21 protein-coding genes are annotated in these 21,261 nt (G+C 41.4%); 4 read left to right on the top strand and 17 right to left on the bottom strand.

The features are described 5' to 3' along the window. Window positions 1–42: 42 nt before the first annotated feature. Window positions 43–360: a PepSY domain-containing protein gene (locus tag D0469_RS11375; RefSeq protein ID WP_117326870.1), complete on the top strand. Its 318-nt coding sequence runs from the start codon at window positions 43–45 to the stop codon at window positions 358–360. A 69-nt stretch (window positions 361–429) separates the two neighbouring features. Here the strand turns inward: D0469_RS11375 and D0469_RS11370 are convergent, their stop codons facing one another. After that, complete coding sequence (locus tag D0469_RS11370) at window positions 430–1,278, bottom strand: YtnP family quorum-quenching lactonase (RefSeq protein WP_117326869.1); 849 nt, start codon at window positions 1,276–1,278, stop codon at window positions 430–432. Window positions 1,279–1,424: 146 nt separating this feature from the next. After that, window positions 1,425–2,063 (bottom strand): tRNA (guanosine(46)-N7)-methyltransferase TrmB, encoded by a 639-nt coding sequence (gene trmB, locus D0469_RS11365; RefSeq protein WP_117326868.1) that lies wholly within the window; start codon window positions 2,061–2,063, stop codon window positions 1,425–1,427. 472 nt (window positions 2,064–2,535) lie between these two features. Here trmB and D0469_RS11360 point away from each other — a divergent pair, with 472 nt between their 5' ends. Beyond that, window positions 2,536–2,814 (top strand): YtzH-like family protein, encoded by a 279-nt coding sequence (locus D0469_RS11360; RefSeq protein WP_117326867.1) that lies wholly within the window; start codon window positions 2,536–2,538, stop codon window positions 2,812–2,814. 3 nt (window positions 2,815–2,817) lie between these two features. Here the strand turns inward: D0469_RS11360 and D0469_RS11355 are convergent, their stop codons facing one another. The 11 genes from D0469_RS11355 to D0469_RS11300 form a co-directional block, all read right to left on the bottom strand. Beyond that, complete coding sequence (locus tag D0469_RS11355) at window positions 2,818–3,594, bottom strand: phosphotransferase family protein (protein ID WP_117326866.1); 777 nt, start codon at window positions 3,592–3,594, stop codon at window positions 2,818–2,820. Between the two features lie 362 nt (window positions 3,595–3,956). Next, on the bottom strand, window positions 3,957–6,110 hold the full coding sequence (gene pulA, locus D0469_RS11350) for a type I pullulanase (protein WP_117326865.1): 2,154 nt from the start codon (window positions 6,108–6,110) through the stop codon (window positions 3,957–3,959). Between the two features lie 4 nt (window positions 6,111–6,114). Continuing rightward, on the bottom strand, window positions 6,115–7,113 hold the full coding sequence (locus D0469_RS11345) for a diacylglycerol/lipid kinase family protein (protein WP_117326864.1): 999 nt from the start codon (window positions 7,111–7,113) through the stop codon (window positions 6,115–6,117). Then, entirely contained in the window at window positions 7,085–8,074 is a 990-nt protein-coding gene (locus D0469_RS11340) for an NERD domain-containing protein (protein WP_117326863.1), read from the bottom strand. The genes D0469_RS11345 and D0469_RS11340 overlap by 29 nt, the downstream gene beginning before the upstream one ends. A gap of 97 nt (window positions 8,075–8,171) precedes the next feature. Continuing rightward, window positions 8,172–8,726 carry an RNA 2',3'-cyclic phosphodiesterase gene (thpR, locus tag D0469_RS11335; RefSeq protein ID WP_117326862.1) on the bottom strand — a complete coding sequence of 185 codons (555 nt, stop codon included), beginning with the start codon at window positions 8,724–8,726 and terminating at the stop codon, window positions 8,172–8,174. A 453-nt stretch (window positions 8,727–9,179) separates the two neighbouring features. Next, window positions 9,180–10,043 (bottom strand): D-amino-acid transaminase, encoded by an 864-nt coding sequence (gene dat, locus D0469_RS11325; RefSeq protein ID WP_117326860.1) that lies wholly within the window; start codon window positions 10,041–10,043, stop codon window positions 9,180–9,182. 24 nt (window positions 10,044–10,067) lie between these two features. Next, entirely contained in the window at window positions 10,068–11,483 is a 1,416-nt protein-coding gene (pepV, locus tag D0469_RS11320; RefSeq protein ID WP_117326859.1) for a dipeptidase PepV, read from the bottom strand. A 4-nt stretch (window positions 11,484–11,487) separates the two neighbouring features. Continuing rightward, window positions 11,488–12,495, bottom strand: a complete 1,008-nt coding sequence (locus tag D0469_RS11315; protein WP_267897308.1) for a potassium channel family protein — start codon at window positions 12,493–12,495, stop codon at window positions 11,488–11,490. A 60-nt stretch (window positions 12,496–12,555) separates the two neighbouring features. Next, window positions 12,556–13,698, bottom strand: coding sequence for an ABC transporter permease (locus D0469_RS11310; RefSeq protein ID WP_117326857.1), 1,143 nt, complete (start codon window positions 13,696–13,698; stop codon window positions 12,556–12,558). Next, complete coding sequence (locus D0469_RS11305) at window positions 13,695–14,402, bottom strand: ABC transporter ATP-binding protein (RefSeq protein WP_117326856.1); 708 nt, start codon at window positions 14,400–14,402, stop codon at window positions 13,695–13,697. Before D0469_RS11305 ends, D0469_RS11310 begins: the two co-directional genes overlap by 4 nt. A gap of 140 nt (window positions 14,403–14,542) precedes the next feature. Continuing rightward, entirely contained in the window at window positions 14,543–15,829 is a 1,287-nt protein-coding gene (locus D0469_RS11300) for a M48 family metallopeptidase (protein ID WP_233523031.1), read from the bottom strand. Window positions 15,830–16,152: 323 nt separating this feature from the next. On the opposite strand from D0469_RS11300, the gene D0469_RS11295 reads away from it, so the two are divergent. Next, window positions 16,153–16,374 carry a DeoR family transcriptional regulator gene (locus tag D0469_RS11295; protein WP_117326855.1) on the top strand — a complete coding sequence of 74 codons (222 nt, stop codon included), beginning with the start codon at window positions 16,153–16,155 and terminating at the stop codon, window positions 16,372–16,374. Between the two features lie 114 nt (window positions 16,375–16,488). Here D0469_RS11295 and D0469_RS11290 read toward each other — a convergent pair whose 3' ends face one another. Continuing rightward, entirely contained in the window at window positions 16,489–17,217 is a 729-nt protein-coding gene (locus D0469_RS11290) for a pseudouridine synthase (protein ID WP_117326854.1), read from the bottom strand. A 300-nt stretch (window positions 17,218–17,517) separates the two neighbouring features. Continuing rightward, complete coding sequence (locus D0469_RS11285) at window positions 17,518–19,134, bottom strand: putative polysaccharide biosynthesis protein (RefSeq protein WP_117326853.1); 1,617 nt, start codon at window positions 19,132–19,134, stop codon at window positions 17,518–17,520. Window positions 19,135–19,358: 224 nt separating this feature from the next. Here D0469_RS11285 and D0469_RS11280 point away from each other — a divergent pair, with 224 nt between their 5' ends. Continuing rightward, window positions 19,359–20,642: a BaiN/RdsA family NAD(P)/FAD-dependent oxidoreductase gene (locus tag D0469_RS11280; RefSeq protein WP_117326852.1), complete on the top strand. Its 1,284-nt coding sequence runs from the start codon at window positions 19,359–19,361 to the stop codon at window positions 20,640–20,642. A 48-nt stretch (window positions 20,643–20,690) separates the two neighbouring features. On the opposite strand, the gene D0469_RS11275 is transcribed toward D0469_RS11280, so the two are convergent. Beyond that, window positions 20,691–20,873 carry a sporulation protein Cse60 gene (locus D0469_RS11275; protein WP_117326897.1) on the bottom strand — a complete coding sequence of 61 codons (183 nt, stop codon included), beginning with the start codon at window positions 20,871–20,873 and terminating at the stop codon, window positions 20,691–20,693. Window positions 20,874–20,929: 56 nt separating this feature from the next. Then, window positions 20,930–21,241, bottom strand: a complete 312-nt coding sequence (locus tag D0469_RS11270; protein ID WP_117326851.1) for a rhodanese-like domain-containing protein — start codon at window positions 21,239–21,241, stop codon at window positions 20,930–20,932. Between the last annotated feature and the right edge of the window lie 20 nt (window positions 21,242–21,261).

Here is a 21,261-nt window from a genome sequence, read left to right as displayed (position 1 = left end):
TGAACATATTTAAACAGCCTTGAATGTTGGAGGGGAATAAAGATGAACTGGAAAACATTTTTAGCAGGAGCGACTGCTGGGATTGCAGCAGGCTACGTGGCAAAGCAGGTAATGGATCAAACCGTGAACATTACACCTGAAAGCATCCTTTCAAATGTAAAAAACTCACTTAGGAAAGATGGAAAAATCAATGGTTCATGGATTATTATGAAGCCGGAGCCATATCAAAAATTCAATCTGGACTATAACGTGTACAAAGGCGGAATCACTCGGATTATCAATGGGAACCCGGAGCAGTATGAATTTGTTGCGGATGCCACAACAGGGACGCTGCTGGATTTGAATGTAGTAAGTAACTAACTTTTATTTACAGGCAGTTTGATTCCATAAAACCTTGTCAACGCATTCTTCGGTGACAAGGTTTTTATATTAAATCCTACTTCGTTTGATTTCGGCGGTCATTTCTTTTCCTGAAGCATCCCACTTGATGGCGCGGTAATAGGCATCATGATAAAAGCTGTACCAAGCGTTCCGGCTTAATCCATATTCCATCCATTTTTCTTTGGCAAAAATGGATGCCATCGGGTAATCATCATACGCCATGACCCAAAGTACATTTGCGTGGGCATGTGTCGGCATCAAATCCGCCATATGGATTAACGTTTCATCCTCCTGCTCGATGATAATGATACAATGCCCGTCACTATGCCCCCCGGTATGGACCATTTTTACTCCTTCAGTAATTTCTGTTTCACCGCTGAATGGATCTACCTGTCCTTGGACAGCCTCCCAGTTTTCTTTCCAATATGTATTTTTGGACCGAATATTTGGCTGCCGCATTTCATCCCACTCCACCTGAGATACAATAATCCTCGCATTTACAAAGGTCGATTTCCATTCCCCGGCTTCTTGATATGTAAGGCCACAGGCATGATCAAAATGCAGATGTGTCATAAGAACATAGTCAATATCCTCCGGCCTCAGCCCAAGAGAGCCTAAGTCCTCAATCAATTGCGATTCCTCAGTAACACCAAAGTTCCTCTTTTGCTTATCATTCATTTTCCCTTTCCCAATCCCTGTTTCAACCAAAATATGTAATCCGTTTGCCTCAATTAATATTGGGTCTGTCCGCAATTCTATCTGGTTATTATCATTATGAGGGTATTTCTTTGACCAAAGTGCTTTTGGTACAACACCGAACATTGCACCCCCGTCAAGATGGGTTACCCCTCCGTTCAGCCAGGTAATATTTATTCTTCCGATCCTTAATTTCTCCATACATTCTCCTCCTTTTTCTCTATTCTAGCATCCACAGGGATTTTTGGTTATAGGAGCTAATTTAAAATACTAAAAGGTTTAGTTTGCCACCTAAAAAAGGGCTCTCCTAAAGCCAATGTAACTGACTTTGGGAAGAACCCTTTTTCTCAGGTAAAGCTTGCTTCCATCCTGTAAATTCTATTCCCTTTTTGAGAGAATTTTTCCTCATACTCGGTCATGATATTTCCTTCATATTCACTGTTATGAAGATCAAGACTTATAAACTTGAACTGCATACCATATTGCGACATACTTATCAAGGAGTATTCGAATAACCCCTGGTTATCTGTCTTAAAGTGGATTTCACCTTTATCCGGTAGAATATCCTCATAAGTGCTTAAAAAGGTTTTATATGTTAAACGCCTTTTCTCATGCCGCGTTTTCGGCCATGGGTCAGAAAAGTTCAGATAAACCCGGCTAACCTCACCTTTATTAAAAAAGTTACGCAAATCATTTGCATTTACATTTAATAACTTTACATTCGGCAGGTCTACCTCTATTAACAAATCCATCGCAGAAATAATAACGCTTTTATGCAATTCTATTCCCAAAAAGTTAACATTAGGATGAGCTTTTGCCATTTCTGTAATGAAACGACCTTTTCCTGTTCCTACCTCTATATATAATGGATTATTATTGCCAAATACCTCATTCCACTTGCCTTTTCGCTGTTCCGGTTCCCTTATCACGTATTGAGGGAATTCATTCAATCTTTCTTCAGCCCAGGGCTTATTCCTTAAACGCATGCTGACACCCCTATAAATTTTTCTATCGTTCAAACAATATCATGTGTACGCCGTCTATGCAAGGTAAGATCAAAAGAAAACGCAAGCCTCCTGACAAGCCTAATGCCCATCGCTGACAGAAGGCGCTTTTTGCCTTCCGAAGCGATGGGACTATGACCTTTTGTTGCGATAACCCTTGATCGCAACAAAAGGTTTTGAAGGCACTTAGTCACAACACTCGAGGCCGACTAAAATCACCACGTCCTATCGCGATGGAGTTAGACATCTGTACCTGCTAACAAAGATTATTTTTCCTTAACCAATAAAAACAGACTGCAAATATGCAGTCTCTTAATACCTCAAAAATGGAATTCATTTACTTAGACAAATGTTAAGAAAATCACGGTATAATCCATTCAACAATTCACAACCTATGTAATGACAGGTAGCCGATTAATGCCTTAGAAACCATTACGAAAGGATGTTAAAAAACATGCCTCTCTCGGAAAAAAACCAAGCGGAATTGCTAAAGGACATATTAAACAACCACCAGAGCGATTGCTGCGGATCTGTAGCTGAATGTGAGCAAGTGGAACGAATTGTAAAATCGCTCATGGTAAACTCCAGCGTAAAAGAAAATGTGAAAGCTGTGTTACAGGAGATTTATTCCTATAGCCAAAATGGAATTAATTCATCAGACCTCGATCAGTATATAACATCTCATCAGGGACAGCTATCGCAGTGGGTTGATGAAATAGATAAGTTTTCGTAAGGGTTATTCGAGAATGCAATCGAGATTCTGTATCCATTCATTCATCTCTTCAATCCGCTTCTTTGTTTTATGCCATTGTATCGATAAAATCGTTTGGGAAATCATATGCCATTTCATTCGCTGTTCCAGGTGGTCATCGAGGTTCACGCCATACCGTTTTAACCAATGCTTCCAACTTTCCCTGGGGACGTATGAATAAAGAAGCATGCCTAGATCAATTGCAGGATCTGCAATCATTGCTCCGTCCCAATCGATAAGATACAACTCATCTGTATTCGAAATTAGCCAATTATTATGATTAACATCACAGTGGCATACTACTTTTTCATCACAATCAATTTCCGAAATATTGTGACGCAGAAATTCCAAAGCTTTCTGAACAATTGAAAGGCTACGGATCTCAGAATCAATATTATTCTCAATATGATCCAGGATATTTTCAGGCATTAACGGGAACTTTCCTAATCGTTCGAGCATGTTTAGGAGCGGTTTGGACTGATGAATTTTTCGGAGCAGCTTAGCAACATGTGGACCATTCATCTCCTTTTGCGAGAGTTCTCTGCCGTTCAGCCAATGCTGAGCCGTGATCACATCTCCATTTTCCATGCGTTTGGTCCAGACAAGCTTTGGCACGATACCCTCTGCTGATAAAACTGCCAAAAAAGGGGAAGAATTGCGTTTTAAAAAAAGCTTTTGTTCGTCGTTCAACGCGATGAACGCTTCACCTGTAGCTCCTCCTGCAGGAACAATTTCCCATTCACGACCTAATAAATGTTCCAAAATGGTTCACCTTCGATTCTTATTAGAAAAGCGGAAGCGCCTTGTTATCCTTATCACGGTAACGGGTTAAAGCCAAAATCCATGATGTAACTTAGCTACATCTTCAGGTTTAACTGAAAATAAGCAACACTGGATATATGAAATAGTTACTCCGTAAAAGGAACGGGGTGCTGAAGAAATAAGCATTCCTATGATGTAAAAATGCACATGATTTACTATCAGCGATGCGCTGGCGCCTATTATCTATGCTGAAAAATTTCTGCTATCTTTTCAATAAAAAAGACAGCTATTGTTTATTTTCACAATAGCTATCTTTTAAATTTTAGTTGAAAAGGAGTTCTTAAGTCAAGTACCGGGGCGGATTATTCTTGGACCAGGATGTAAGTCCTAAGGGGTTCAGCGAATAATTTTCCTTCTATTGGCAGAGCGATTGGAGCTGTACCGGCTTTTTTACCGTTACAAATAACATGCCAGACACCCTCGGGCAATTTTATAGCTCTGCTCCGGTCGATGTGATGGAAGAGAACAACTATATTGGACCAAGGACCCAATGACCGCACATTCTTTAATGCAAACATGACTGATGATTCCCCTGTATCAAGAAAAGAAAGATGTTTCTGGATTAAAGCTTTATCCCGGAGTCTGAACGCGCCATGAGATTTTCTTATGCAAATGAGGCCTTTAATATAGTCAACACTTTTACTATGGAACCCTCTCAAATCCCAATTTACCCTGTTAATTTTATCGGGGGATTTATAGCTATTTTCCACTCCCTGCTTCGTACGAAAAAACTCCTGCCCGCTGTGAATAAACGGGATTCCCTGCGAAAGCAGGACGATCGATGTGGCTAATAGGTGGCGCCTTTGTTTTGTTTCTTCGTTTTCTTCTTCGTCAATATAGCAAATTTTATCCCACAGGGTATGATTATCATGGCATTCCACATAGTTGACCGATTGTTCAGGTGAAGAAAACAACCCTTCTTTTCCCTGCCCTATCCCGACACTGGCTGCAATGACTTGCTTCAAATCCTCACTTTTTTGGCCGCTTCCCAGAACATAACCCCTATCATATAAATTAAAGGTGCTTCCTTTAACTGTATCCCTGAACCAATCATTAAATTGAGCTATTCGCGGCAATTTTCCAGCATTACGGATATTCGCTTTATGACCGGGGTCAAGCGGGGTGTTTAAATCCCAGCCCTCCCCGAGGATAACAGCACTTTTGTCCATCTTGTCTGCAGCTTTTCGCACATCATTCATGGTTTCCACATCGAGAATTCCCATTAAATCAAATCGAAATCCATTTATATTATACTCCTTCATCCAAAACACAATCGAATCAACAATAAATTTCCGGGCCATCAGCCGCTCGGATGCAATATCGTTACCTACTCCCGTTCCATTCGAAGGCATACCATACTCATCATGCCGGAAATAATAGCCCGGAACGATTTTTTCAAAATGGGAGCTTTCTCGATCATAAACATGGTTATACACTACATCCATGATAACCCGGATGCCTTGCTTTTGAACGGCTTCAATCATATCCCTTAATTCTGTAATACGGGTGTACGGATTTGTTGGATCACTGCTGTAGCTTCCATCCGGAGCATTGTAGTGAAGAGGATTGTAGCCCCAATTGTATTCAACGCCCTCCTTTAATTCGTCCACACCGTGAAAATCATTAAATGGCAGGAGTTCAAGATGAGTGATTCCCAGCTCTTTTAGGTAATTGAGGCCCGTAGATAAACCTCTCTGATCGACTGATTTTTCGTCAGCCAGTCCGAGATATTTCCCTTTTGCCTTTACGCCGCTGTTAAGATGGATGGTAAAATCCCGGATATGAACTTCATAAATAATTGCATCAGTTGGAGATTCCAGAGAAGGCAATTCCGGCATTTCCTTACGGTTTTTCTCCAAATTTACAATTACACCCATTTCCCCATTGACCGTTACCGCATTGGCATAAGGGTCCACTGCTTCTGTCCACTTCAGATTCACGCACACAAGGTAAGAGTAACGAAAGCCTTCAAGATCTTTGTCTATCGAAGCTTTCCATATCCCTTTTGCTCCTCGTTCCATATCTATAGCTGCCGGCGTTTCCTTTCCTGGAGGAATTAAATTCAGTTTAACTTTTGTGGCACTGGGCGCCCATACTGTAAAAACCGTTTTCTCCTTTTGGTATCGGGCACCAAGATCATTGCCGTCATAAAAAAAATCCCTGTCGAATTCGGGCGAGCGGATGACAGCCCCAATTTGCAGGTCAGTTTTATTTCCATGCTCATCCTGAATTTCATATGTGACTCCAAACTTCAAAGGCTCTGCCAGTTCACATTCATATTTTTTAAAATTGTTTAAACCAATAATATTGTTTATCGGCAGGCTAATGGCCTCTTTGCCCTCATTAAGAATGGAAAAACGGGCTGAGTCACCGGAATGGTAGGAATATGGCAGTAAGATCGTAATTAGCCTCATATCATCTAAATAGGCATAAAATTCACGGTGTATCTCATTCACAGCTTCAATCCTCCTGATGGGTTACTATATTCATTTTATGAGCAATTACAGAAACGGAAACCTCTGTATTGCCTTCAATTTCTCCATCTGCCTGAATTAGGACCGGCTGTGCAGACCGGATAGAAACAGACCGGCACTTATACGAGCGGACTTGTTTTATTGTTTGATGCCCGCCCCAAAAGACCGTTATAAACATAAGCATCAATTGTATAGGAGTAAGCTGATGAACAGCAAGAACGTCCAAATAACCATCATCCGACTTTGCTTCAGGTAATATTTTTATTCCGCCCCCAAAATAGGGCTGGTTGGAAACGACAATGAACCATACTTTGGAGAAAAGATGGGTTACTCCATCCACCTCAACTTGCATATCTGTTCGTTTATAGGAGAGTATCTTTTTCATAAAAAAATAGATATATACCAGCTTACCCATTTTCAGTGAATTGAATCTCTTTTTCCAGGGGGATTGGTTCACTTCAGCGGTAATCTCAGCATCAACTCCAATTCCAAGGCTATTAACAAAATAAAATGCCTTTCCTCCTGATATAGCCTTCCCTATGTCCACAGCCTTGACCTGCATGCTGGCGGGCTGCAGGAGCAATTTGAGTGCATGCTTCATATTTTTGGATTTTTGCAGCCCCCGGACAAAATCATTTCCTGAACCGGCAGGGATGCTGCCAACCATTGCCTGCGGAAAGCCAGCAGCTCCATTTATTACCTCATGAACAGTGCCATCGCCCCCTACTGCAATGATCAAAGAGGGAATGCGGCTGCCTGAAAGGATGTCAGCTGCCAGTTTCCTTGCATGGCCCTTATATTCGGTAAAATAAACCCCGTAAGTCATTCTTTCCTGCTGTAAAAGCATTTCTACATCCGTCCAGATTTTCATGCTCCCGCCATTTTGGGCTATAGGGTTAATAATAAAGTATACCTTTTCTGCTTTACTTATCTCTTTTAGTTCACTTTCCCCATCCTCACTTTTGAGGTTCATCATCCTGCTCATTAGGCTCCACTCCCCATTCAATCCTTAGGCTTGAAGTAGTCTGACAGTAATCCAGCAAGGCCTGTGCAGCTTTTAACTGCTGATGCTTAAGCGGTGATGATAATGTTCTCATTCTCTGGAACCAGTCTGAAAACTTTCGTTTATCCAGCAAACTAATATCATATGGGACTAGCGGATAGTCTATATAGCCATTTCGCGAAATAATTGCTTTTTTGATTGGCAATTGAACATCATATAGTGCAAATATTTGCTTAACGATTTTTTCAGTCCTGTTAACGGATAAAAGTGGACTGAGCACTTTTTTATCCGGACGTTTATGATGCCTTTTGATCCAAAATTTTTCTTTATCTCCCAGGAAAACCGCATCATCTTCTGCCTCCATAAAGGTAATGCACCATGCATCTGTTGGACTGAGCAGAATGACCTCAACTTCCACAGGAGCATTTTTTAATAGAAAAATAGGCTTATAGAGAAGAAGGAACGTATCCGGGAATCGCTGTAAGAAGAAACGTAATTTTTCATCAAAATAATATGATTGATCAATTAAGGACCTTTCATGAAGTGTGGAGCTTCCCCATTTCATTTGAAATCGCAATAATTGATTAAGAAAAGCCTGTTTAAGTTCTTCCAGGCTTTCAGGTTGAAAAGGGATATGTACGGATAGTTCGTTATCCGGCTTTTCCATAACGTCTCTTTCGGCCGGTTCTATTTCTTCATTCGTGCCATTCTTTTTAAACAACCCTTTCACACGGGATAACAGCCCCGTTTTTTCCTCAGCCAGCAAACCCGGTTCCTCAGCTTCCTGCTGCCTTGACATAACACTTTTCAGTTCTCCGGAGGAATATGCCTCCTTTAATTTTGTCCACTGCTGTTTTTTCAGGCGGGCAAATTGTGTTGGATACCGATAGATATCCTGCTCATACCGCGATATATAATCCTGCAGTTTTATTAGTTGTCCCATGTAAACACAACCTGTCTCTTTATTTACGGATCCCTTAGAATGGGGACTAAAATGGAAGTTGCCGTTACTTTCCCTCGGCAGGGAGCTTGTGCATTTTTTACTGTAAAATAATCGTATGTACCGCTTTATATTTTGGTGTAGAATTGGAATGCGTTTGATACAGGGTAACTGTATCAATAGTATATTCCGTTCCATCTATTGATATTTGCTCCAGTTTATCTGATTCAAATGGCTGGCTGCCTGCATACTTTCTCGCCATCGTAATATGCGGCTTAAACGGCCTTTTCTCTAGAGTGAAACCGGCTTGAATACATGAATGATATACTTGCTTTTGAATAGCAGCCAGCTCCGGATTTTGTTCAAGTCCGCACCAAAAGATTCTTGGATCCTCCTTTTTACCGAAGGTACCCAGCTGTGCAAGCCTCAGCGGAAAGCTTTTTTGGTCACGCAGTGCTTCATTAACAAAAGAAACGGCCTGTTCCCGCATTGGTTCAGGTGCATTTCCTAAAAAAGCAAGAGTAATGTGATAATCCTGCGGATGCACCCAGCGTTTAAAGAGGAATCTGTCCTCGACCTCTTCTTTCAGATTGTGAATATATTCCCTTGCCTCCGGCGGCAAAGTCGCTGCAAAAAAGAAGTGTGCTTGGTTCATCTGATTTTCCTTCCTTTTCCTTATTTTTATTTTATCTTAGATTAATGGGGTAATGGAAGTTTCACTTTATGATGAACCCATTTCATTTTTTATATTCAAATCCAGTAAGAACATGGCGGCTGATTACTTTTTGGTAAAGCGTACTTTTAATTTTGAGGGACGTTTTTTTATGGGTGTTCTCAGATTAATGTGTTTTTTATGGATTATGTGCGCTTGTATTCAGGGAGTGTTTTTTTACGTCATGGCTAGTTACAAGGAATTATTGGTAATTTCAGCGGAATCATTCTTTTTTAAGGATAACCAGGTTTATAACGGAATACTTTTTCTGCGGACTAGTTTTCCTTTGATCCGGAAACAGATAATCTCATGGAAGTCTCTTTCGAAGCCTAATTCCTTAGACATTTCAATAAAAGATCCCGGCCAAACATTAAAATAGCCGGGACACATAATTAATTAAATTTTTGCGGTTTGGCCACATTGTTTTTCAATTTCCGCTTTGAACAAAGTTTGAATCTGGCGTGTGATAGGACCTGGTGCGCCATTTCCAATCTTCTTGCCGTCGATTTCAATAATAGGCATAACCTCTGTCGTTGTTCCAGTTAAAAATACTTCATCTGCTCCGATCAGGTCTTCAACTGTATAGATCTCTTCTTTAACAGCAATCTGATTATCCGTGCATAGTCTGATCATAACCTGCCGTGAGATTCCGTTTAGGATTAAATTGTTTGCCGGATGGGTCTTTACTTCGCCGTTTACGACAATCGAAACGTTCGAGGAACTTCCTTCCGTAACAGTTCCATTCCGGTGCTGTAGCGCTTCAAAGCAGCCGTTTTCAGATGCTTTTTGCTTTGCAAGCAGATTTGGCAATAAATTCAGGCTTTTAATATCGCAGCGAAGCCAGCGGATATCCTCAACAGTTATGGTCTTAACTCCATTTTCCATTGCTGCTGTAGGGCTTGCCAGCTCTCGTGTATAAGCAATATATACAGGACCTACTTCTGCACCAGGAAATAAATGATTTCTAGGCGATACACCCCTTGTAATTTGAAGATAGATGATACCTGTATCAAGTTTGTTTTCTTCTACAAGCTGCAGCAGCTGCTCCTTCATCTCCACAGTGCTGCATGGCATCGTCAAATGGATGCTTCTGGCGCTTGCCTCCAGCCGGTTCAGGTGTTCATCCGCAGTAAAAAGGACACCGTTGTAAACTCGAATAACCTCATAAACACCATCCCCAAATTGATAGCCTCGGTCTTCCAAATCAATTTTTATTTCGGTCCGTTCAGTTATGTTTCCGTTCAAAATCATTTTCACCATTAGACTCCGCTCCCTTATTATTTGTTATTTTGCTAATTGATAAATAGCCTGAGCGTAGATCGCTGTTGCTTTAATAATATCATCAATTACGACAAATTCATCTTTTTGGTGAGCATTATCTTCACTGCCAGGAAAAAGAGGCCCAAATGCAACCCCCGCTTCAAGAGAACGGGCATATGTTCCGCCGCCAATGCTTAATAGTTCTGCTTTTTCCCCTGTTAGCTCTTCATATACCTTTTGAAGGGTCTGAATCAGGAAACTGTCTTTTTCCACATGGTGAGGCGCCGAATTGGATACAGTTTCAAGGCTAAACTTTTTTTCCCTAAGCAATGTGTCCAGCTGCATTCTGCCTTTTTCCCATTCAAATGTAACAGGGTAGCGGACGGTAAAGCCGATGCTGCCCCCATCCTGTTTTGAGTAGCTAAAGATGCCGGCATTCATTGTCAAGTCTCCAGTGATGCTATCGGAAAAGGCCAAATTCAATTTCCGGCCTCTTGAATCGCCGACAATATATTCTGCGATAAATTGAAAATATTCTTTAGCTTGGCCTGATAGTTCAAGCCCAGAAAGAAAATGAGATAGAAATAATCCGGCGTTGATGCCATTATCCGGCTCCATGCCATGGGCGGATTTCCCCTTCAGCTGAAGAATGATTTCATTGTTTTCAACCGAACTTTCCCCTTGCAGCGAGTGATCCTGTAGAAAAAGATTGAACGATTTTTGCAGCTCACTAATCTGCGAAGTTGTTTTTACCCTTGCTTTTGCAAAGTCTGGCACCATATTTACTCTTCTGCCTGAAGTAAATTCCAATACTTGATATTCCCCGCTGTTTTCATCGTCCTCATTTGGGTTTTGTTTCATTTTCAGATCCCATATCCCTTTTTCCGCATATATAATCGGAAAATCTGCATCCGGGGCAAAACCGAGTGTTGGCATTTCTTCTGTTTCAAAATAACGGTCCACACAGCGCCAATCTGTCTCTTCATCAGTACCTAATATCATCCTTACTCTCTTATGTAAAGGCACTCCCAATTCTTTTACTATTTTCATTGCATAATAAGCTGCCATTGTCGGACCCTTATCGTCAATAGCACCCCGTGCAAAAATCTTCCCATCCCTTATGTCAGCAGCAAAAGGGTCAGAGGACCAGCCATCCCCCGCAGGAACAACGTCCAAATGGCAAAGGATACCGACAAGTTCATCTCCTTCTCCCATTTCAATATGTCCGGCAAGGTTATCTATGTTTTTGACCGCAAACCCATCCTTCTCTCCTAGATTCAGCATATATTCCAGTGCCTCTTGAATCCCTTCCCCAAGCGGTGCATCTGCAGAGTTATTTTCCTCATCCAGTACACTTTGAACCTGCAGCAATTTTACTGTATCCTGCAGATAATCCTCACGGCGCTTTTCTGCCTCTTTATGCCAATTAATATTATTCATGTGTTCAGCTCCTATGCTTGTATTTTACCAGTTGTTCATAGCATGCATCATTGCAAATAACAAAAAGCTCTCCTTTTTCCGGAAGAGACTCGTCAAGCTTGGAGGCAATATTCAGGCTCTCTTTATCTCCGATTAATGTCGCACCTTGCTCAGCAAGGTAATTGAAGGCATCTCTGTACGTTTTCCATTCTGGCCGAATCGGAATTTGGCATACATCATCCCCAACGCTTCTGCTCAGCATTTGGCTAAAAAGCTTTGATGCACCTGCGGACAGGGCAGCCTGGACGGCCAAATGGGAAATGGTTTCATCTGAAACGACAAATTCATCTACTGATACATGGCGAAACAGCTCGATATGCTTTTCCTCTAACACTTCTACGGTAATATGCAGATCTCCTGCATACTTACTTATAGCAGTGGCAGCCATTAGCGACTTTGCATCAGCGAGTTTTGGCTCTTTGATCGTTTCATCGACAAAAATAATGATGCTGCGGCACTTTTTCACATTGGCCTTCTGCAATACTTCTTCATCTGCAGGCTCTCCCTTTATGTAATGGACCCGTTCAGTATTAACTGGCGTTTTTTCAAGTGAAGCGATCAAAACAATTTCAATGCGATTATCTGAATCCAGCAATTCAGCTATTGCATGCTGCACCTTCCCTGACCATCCGATCATCACTATATGATTTACCCCTAAATACTGCATTTTACCCTCCTCCTTAAGCAATCGAAAAAACGAAAGGCTTTCGACCAGCTTACCAATGACAACTCCGATCAGGCCAATGCCAAAAAAGTATAAAAAGATTGCATATATCCTGCCTGCTACCGAAACCGGATAAAAATCCCCATACCCAACCGTTGTCACAGTGGTCATTACCCACCAGAAGGAGTCAAACAGAGAAGGAAAGGTTTCGGGTTCAAGCAGCTTCATCAGCACTGTGCTTGCTCCTATTAGCATAATGCTCGCAAAAAACAAAAACCAATTATTCATATTCAGCAATTTCCTGAACAGTTTTTGAAATAAAATTTCAATCTCCCCTTCCAGTACAAACCTGTCAAAACTTGAGCAGGCCTAGAAATATATCAGCACAGCGCAAAAAACTGCCCCAGCCACTAAAACTGCAGGGAGCATCAATACACCGGCAGCCTGGTTTCTTGCCTTCAAAAAGGCTTCGTCATACTGGTACTTTCTTGTCAGCGGGTTAGCCAATGTGAGCTTATCCCAAATGTTTAACAGCCATAGATATAGAACAATTAATAGCCCAATAGCCACTGGAAGTTTGAGCAAAAGCGGAGGCAGAATTACAATGGCCGCCACTGTGACAGCAACGATCTGATAATAGCTTGCCAATGTCCCAAAATCCCTGATAAACAGCTTAAAAAATAACTCTTTATAGCCGTTTATTGGAGTGCGCTTTTTAAACATCCGTTTGGAATTTCTGTAGAGAAGCGGTTTCTTCCTTGTAATAATTTTGGAGTTTTCAATATCATTCGACATTGTAAAAATCAGATTAATATATTTTACCCGCTGTTTTCTCTCTAAAGCTACTTCATCATCAATATATCCCAGCTTTGTCGTTCTGGGATAATAAAGGAAAACGGAGGCAGCCCCCACAATTAGAGCCTCTATAAAAATTAGCCACGATGGCTCCCACAAAATCAAAACAGATAAATTTGCGGCTGCACTAAACATCGTAAAGGATGCCAACTTTCTGTTCCATACACTTCCAATATCGGAAATATGTACTTTTATTGCTGAAATCAGCAATCGTAATCCGATGAAAAAGGCTGCCGCCGAAACGGTTTCGTATATAGAAAATTGGTGGATCTTCAAAAGCAGTGGCAGCATGATCAGTACTGCTGCCGCGACACCAAGAGCCTGAGATATTACAGAATAAAGATATGCCCATCTTTTCATTCCTGTAAATAACAATCTGTGTTTGGCCATAAAGACTTTATCGGCCTCTTCTGTAAACGTCCGGTACTGGCCAAGGAAGGTAATCAGCAATAAAACGATATAGTAAACTTCGACAGGCATTTCCAGGCTCCAGGCAGGAGGGTTAATCCACCAGCTCCGGTAAATCATGAAACCTATAGCCGCTCCGGGGATAAGCAGATACAACATAATTGTCCAGTCAGCAATTGATTTAATTACACCATACTGAAATCTCCACTCCCTGACGAGACGGTCGCCAAATATCTGATAATCTTTCATTTTTGCTCACCTGCAATAGAGTGGTAACACTCATAAAGCGTCGCCTTGGGCATGGAACATTGTTTTCTAATTTCGGTAAGGGTCCCATCGGCCTTTAATTGTCCATTTTTAATCATAATAAATCTGTCACATACGCGTTCTGCTGTATCAAGTACGTGGGTTGACATCAGTATTCCAGCCCCGCGCAGCTGTTCTTTTTCGAGAAAAGAGAGCAATATTTTCATGGCATCAGGATCAAGGCCGATAAAAGGTTCATCAATAATATACACCTCCGGCTTGGTGATTAATGCCAAAATAAGCAGCGCTTTTTGCTGCATGCCTTTTGAATAGGTTGTCATCATCTCATGGATATGGCCATCCATCTGGAAGGTTTTCAAATACTCAGCCGCTCTGGCCTCCAGAATGCTATCCTCTATACCTTCCACTGCCCCTATAAAATCGATATGTTCTTTAAAGGTTAGTTCATCATAAAATATCGGCCGTTCCGGTATGTATGAATATCGGGATTTTTCCGAAAAAGCAACTCTCCCCTTCCAGTTTTCAATCAGTCCGAGAATGGTTTTAATAGTGGTACTTTTCCCAGCTCCATTTGGTCCAATCACCCCTACCATTTCCCCAGGATTAAGATCGAACTTTATATCGTTAATTACTGGTTTCCCGCTCTCATATCCAGCTTGATCAATTTTTACGTCTAGTAGATTCATAAATTTCCCTCCATTTTATTGTACGCTTATAGTTGGAAAAAGTTTCAAATACAGCTAATTTTCATTAATCATTCCTTATATAATCGGAAGCTGTAAGTCCCGAAAAAAAAAGGCTGAAAAAATCCAGCCTTTTTTTTTGCTTATTCATTATAAGGTTCCAACAGACTCATAATATCTTTATAATCTTCTTCTTTGGCATAATCATATGCTGTAAAGCCGCTTTCGTCCTTTATCGCAGGATCTGCCCCATTCTTGATCAACAATTCAGCCATTTCCAGGCTTGGCATATATACGGCGTCCATTAGCGGTGTAGTGGAAAAACTGTCCTTCGCATTTACATTTGCACCCTTGTTAAGGAGAAGCTCTGCTGCCTGAAGGTTATCGTAGTAAACAGCATAGTGAAGAGCAGTTGCACCGTTGCCATCCGCTGCATTGATATCTTTCTCTGCATCAGCAAGCTTTTGAATTTCGTCGATTCCCTCGTCTGATTCTATTGCTGTCATTAACGGAGAAACATTTTCAACTGTATAATCCTCTTCACTAAAGGTTTGATCTCCAAACTTATAAATACCGTACCCAATTCCACCGGCAAAGAGTAAAAATAGAACTAATCCAGATGTAATTCCTGCAATGGCTATCCATCTTTTATCCTTCACAAGCGGGTAGGTTTCCGGCTCGTTCCAGTGGTTAAGGGCATTCAGCCGCTTAGGCAAATCTGGATGGGTGGACATCATTTCACTTAGGACCGCAAAAAAGCCTTTTTCCTCGCACAATTGCTCAATATAAGCTTCCTTATTTACTTTATGCGCCAGTTTTTTTCCGATTGCCAGCATTGTTAAAGCTTCCTGGGATGCCATCATATTGTTCACATAAAAGGCCGCATAGCGGTCACAGGTGTATTCACATGCTCTCATATAGGCTTCGCCAAGAAATGGCACGAACATGGCAGGCAGCAATAAAAAATGCACAAGAACATGGCGCCTCTTTAGATGGGCAAACTCATGGGCGAGTACAAACAATAACTGATCATCTTTATCCTCAGAAATCAGGTCGAAAATTTCGGAATACATTACAACCATATTTTTCCCAAAAAAACGAGTGGCAAATGCGTTTAAAAAGCCGGCTGATTCCATAACATATATCGATGGCATTTGCTTCAATTCCATTTTCCCGGCGATGTCTACAGCTTTTTGATAAATTTCGGGGAATTGATGTTCGCTGATGCGGACCCCATTTCTTCTGATGGAAGCCATCGAAAGTGCATGAAGAAAATAAGCGAAAATGATCATACCCGTTATAATCGCTATTCCAATAATGGAAAAAACGAAAGCAATATAGGTCAAAATGCTAAACAATAATGTAATGGCAAAGTATATGTTCTCTTTTTCATAGACCAGCTGATTCTTCAGTTTCTCCGTATGTAACAAATTAAATCCTCCTTGAAATGCATAACATGTAAATCAAGAATATTATATAGAAAAGATATAGGGTTTTATATTGTAAATTTTACCAATATATAAAATAATTTAAAAAAGTTAATATTTTGTAAATTAAGTTCATTTTTATAGAATATAATGCTTTATCAGGGTACAATAGAGAAGTACTAACATACGAAATGTTCAATGGTTTTAGAGAAGCTGCAGGGTGGTAAAGAATTACATAGGTTTGGAAGAGACAAAACTCGGCTTTAATCAGTTGTTTCACTGTTTTTTTAGACAAACAGTTGAATTAATGAATAAGGAGTGATTTTTTGAAACCTTCAACAAATCGCATGCTTACCCGCATCAAATCCGTTTATATGTTTATCAGCAATAACGGTCCGGTGACGACACAAGAACTTGTGGAGGAATTTGGCATCACTTCTCGTACCATTCAGCGCGATTTAAATGTGTTAGCTTACAACGATTTAGTGAAGAGTCCCGGCCGCGGGCTTTGGACGACAACCAATAAGAAAGTTAAAATAACATCTTAATCTAAAATCTACCTAAAAATGTAATGCCAGGCAGTTGCCTGGCATTTTTTTAACTCTTTTATAATTTTACGGGTATAGAATAACCTTTCCAGGAAATGCAGATTCGATCTCCTTCTAAGAATTGCCAGCGTTGGTACCGCCCTTCAGCAATTCGAGTTCATCCTCCGTTAATTCCCGGTATTGACCAAGTTCCAATTCAGGATCAAGTTCAAGGCTGCCCATCGAGATCCGCTTTAAATAGACCACTCTTTTTCCTACTGCCTCAAACATCCGTTTAACCTGATGGAATTTTCCTTCCATTATTGTAAGCTCAATATCCGACCGGATCCCGGATTTAATAATAACAAGTTCACCCGGCTTTGTGTGGTAACCGTCATCAAGGGTAACCCCCTGCCTGAAAGCAGAAATGTCGGGTTCGGTTACTTCACCTTCTATCACAGCAAAGTATGTCTTCGGTACATGCTTTTTCGGCGAAAGCAGCTGATGCGCCAATTGTCCATCGTTCGTGATCAGCAATAATCCTTCTGTATCCTTATCAAGCCGCCCTACAGGGAAAGGTTCAAATACAGCATCCTCCGGCTCCAGTATATCAATAACTGTTTCCTGAAAGTTATCCTCTGTTGCCGAAAGCACACCTGGAGGTTTATTCATCATTAAGTAAATGAACTCCCGATATTCAACCTGTTCGCCATGCACTGTCACCAGGTCACTTTCAGGGTCTACATGCTCCTTCGCGTCTTTTACAACCTTTTCATTAACGTGCACTGCACCAGTTTTTAAAAGCTTTTTCACTTCTTTCCTCGTTCCGTAGCCAACGTTGGCAAGCAATTTATCGATTCGCATTATTTATTCCCCCTTATAGCTATTATTTCCGATTATAAGAAAAGCACAACGCCCTGGTAAAAGGAACGTCGACTAAGTTCGGGCAGGGTCGAAATCTAGGGCCATTTCAACCTCCGTCCTGCGCCAAACGTTGACGCCGGCACTAGCGCGTCGTGTGCGTCGGGGCTTTATTTTACTCCGTAAAAAAAGTTGCTTTATTTTTACTCCGTAAAAAAAGTCGCTGGGCGATGGATCTAGACATCCATACTTGTAAAATTTTTTTAAAAAAGGCCACCTTTACGGATGGCCTTTCATAGAAAATTAAGCTCTAAGTTTTAGCTTCTTCTGAATTTTATCAATTCTGGTGCCAAACAGCCTGTGGGCAAGCTTTGATTTAAACGATAAGGCAAAATAGACAATTGCCCCAATGGCACCACAGATGGCGATAACAAGCGCGGCCTGTCCCTGACTCTGAAAATCAAGGCCAAGACTTAATAGCTTTTCTGCAGCTGCCACAACAGCAGCCATAACCGCTGCAAAAATGCCCATTAATATTGTCCGTCTAATAACTACTGAATAGCTGTATCCAGTGAAATAGTAGATCACATACATATTGATCAGGCAGGCTGCAAGATATCCTAACGCCGTTGCGTATACGGAACCTTCTGTTTGCAGCATTTTAATCAGCGGAATATTAAAACTTAATTTAATCAATAATCCGACAAGCAGGCTCAGGACTGTGAACTTTTGCTGGTTAATGCCCTGTAAAACTGCCGCTGTTACAGAGAATAAAGCAAACAGGACCGCAACCGGTGCGTATGCTTCAAGGACGTTGGCCCCGATTTCACTGTAGCCGTAGAAGGAAGTATACATTGGAGCAGAAAGCAGCGACATTCCCGCAACAACCGGAATAGTCAGGAAAAGGAGAATCTGAAAAGCCTGATTCAATTGCACACTAAAGGTATCCATTTTCTGTTCCACAAAAGCCTTTGTTACAGTCGGTACAAGTCCCATAGCAAATGCTGTTGACAGAGTCAGCGGAATAACGACCAGCTTTTGGGCATATAAGTTCAGAATACCATACGCTCTATCAGAAATCTCCGCCTGGCCAATCGAAGCCATTGCCCGATTAAAAGTAAAAGAATCAACAAGCTGGAAAAGCGGCATTGCGATTCCGACAAAGATAAATGGTATTGAATATAATAGTATTTCTTTATATATCTCTGTTAAGGAAACATTAACTGTTCCCTTATCTTTTTTTATCAGATCATCCAAATAGGGCTTTCGTCTTTTCCAATACACCAACAGGATAGCAAGGCCTCCAATTGCTCCGGCAAATGCCGCAAATGTAGCAACACTAATTGCTGTCACAATGCTGCCATCAAGAATTTCCAAGACAACAAAGGCCCCGCCCAGCAATACGATAATGCGGACAATTTGCTCGATAACCTGCGAAACTGCAGTCGGTCCCATCGATTGATGGCCCTGGAAGTAGCCCCTAATCAAACTCATAACCGGAACAAGAATAAGAGCAAAGCTTACAGCCCGCATGACGGTAGTAACCTCTTCAACCGTAAATGCTCCCGCTTGATCATTGATCATCCCGGATGCTATGGAAGGAGCTGCTGCATACATCAGGATAAAAGCAAGGAATCCTGACACCATCATGACCTTCAAACCTGATTTAAACAGCCGTTGGCCAACGGCATATTCCTCTAATGCATTATATTTTGATACAAATTTGGAAACAGCCAGCGGCAGGCCTCCAGTAGCAAGGCTAATAAAAATGGTATAGGGAATGTACGCATATGTATAAAGTGCGCCACCCTTTTCACCGACAATAGCGTCAAACGGAATAACATATATTAATCCCAGCACTTTTGACAGCATCATTCCCACTGTCAAAATAAAAGTGCCGCGTAACAATTTAGACGACATAATATCCCATCCCAGATTTTTCAATTATGTTCAGATGTATGCCTTGGCCCGGATTTAGCCCGTTAAATCGCCACTCGCCTTCTAAAAGCACAACTGTAAGTTTACTCCTTTTACTCAAAATTTACAATTTTAATTAGGCACTGCCGGCATGCATTTTTTTCATTCGTTCCAGAATGCTATATAATGGAGACACTTAACTAGACTAGCTTAAAGATGGTGATTTTATGAAATATGATGCAATTGTAATTGGGGGCGGCCCTTCAGGCTTGATGGCAGCGATTGCGGCCGGGGAACAAGGGGCAAAAGTGCTGTTGGTAGACAAAGGCGATAAGCTCGGGCGCAAGCTGGCCATTTCCGGCGGCGGGCGCTGCAATGTAACAAACCGGCTTTCTATTGATGAAATAATTAAGCATATTCCTGGAAATGGAAGATTCCTGTTCAGTGCCTTTTCGGAATTTAATAATGAGGATATCATCGCTTTTTTTGAGAAGCTTGGAATCGAGCTCAAGGAAGAAGACCACGGCAGAATGTTTCCTGTTAGCAATAAGGCACAAAGCGTGGTGGATGCGTTGATTGATCGGCTTTCACAGTTGAAGGTAAAGATTTTTACGAATTCACCGGCAGCTGATGTGGATTATAAAGATGGCAGAACCGCAGGTGTCCGCATGAGGGACGGCCAATATTTTGAAACGGACGCTGTGATTATCGCGGTTGGCGGAAAATCGGTTCCCCATACTGGATCGACGGGTGATGGCTATGCCTGGGCCAGGAAGGCAGGCCATACGATAACCGACCTATTTCCAACGGAAGTTCCTGTTACTTCGGATGAAGCCTTTATAAAGCAGAAAACGCTGCAGGGCCTGGCGTTAAGAGATGTTGCTCTAAGCGTGCTTAACCCTAAAGGCAAGCCGTTGATCACCCACCAAATGGACATGCTTTTCACTCACTTTGGCATTTCAGGCCCAGCAGTCCTCCGATGCAGCCAGTTTGTCGTAAAAGCTATGAAAAAGTGGAATTTGGACAGGGTTACAATGAAAATTGACGCTGTTCCCGATAAAAATAAAGAGGAACTTTTTCAAATGATGATGCAGGAAATCAAATCAGAGCCTAAAAAGGCAATCAAAAACACCTTAAAGGGAATCCTGCCGGAACGCTATTTGCATTTTCTCCTGGAGCGAAGCGGAATTGACCTTCAAGAGCAAGGGTCTGTCATATCAAATGAAAAAATCCGCCTATTCTCGGAGCTTTGTAAGGAGTTCACCTTCACAGTAAATGGGACATTGCCGATAGAGAAAGCATTTGTAACTGGAGGCGGGGTGTCCGTAAAGGAAATCCATCCAAAAGAAATGGCATCAAAATTAATCAACGGGCTTTATTTTTGCGGTGAAATCCTTGATATCCACGGCTACACTGGCGGCTATAACATTACTTCCGCGCTAGTGACTGGCAGGCTCGCAGGAAAAAATGCTGCTATATACAGCCGGGGATTGAATGTAAATCAATCATAATTGCCATAAGAAAAGCAGTGACCCGGATAACCCGAGACACTGCTTTTCTCATTTATTATAGATAACCATCGCACTAAAGCAATAGATTTGTCCATCCTGCCCTTCATTCATAGTTGCGACATTGAATTTAATATCTACAAAATTATCTTCATCAATTGTCCACAAAAACGAATTAATCTCTGATTCCAAATCTTTTTCATGTTCGCAATCAAACAGTTTAACCTGAACCACGGTCTCTCCCTGCCTTTTTAATTCCAGCATTGACCGTTTTTGATTTTTTTAACCGCCTATTTTACGATTACTTCTCCATGCCAATTCAGCATGCCTCCGGTCATATTCACTACTTTATAGCCCTGGTCCTGTAAATAATGGCAAACATTCGTACTTCTGCCGCCCGAACGGCAAATAACTATGTATTCTTTATTTTTATCTAACCGGTCCAGATTGGCAGGGATATCACCCATTCGAATGTGTTCTGCCCCTTCAATCATCCCTTGTTCCACTTCTTCATCCTCACGCACGTCTACAAGATTCAATTTCTCGCCGGCATCAAGTTTTTTTTCAAGTTCTTCAGTTGAAATTTGTTTTATTTCTTCCATATTTTTCACCTCATCGATTA

The sequence above is a fragment of the Peribacillus saganii genome (assembly GCF_003429095.1).
In the GTDB taxonomy this organism is placed as follows: Bacteria; Bacillota; Bacilli; order Bacillales; family DSM-1321; genus Peribacillus; species Peribacillus saganii.
The sequence above is the reverse complement of the archived record's forward strand: the minus strand, read 5'-3'. Positions and strand labels throughout refer to the sequence as shown.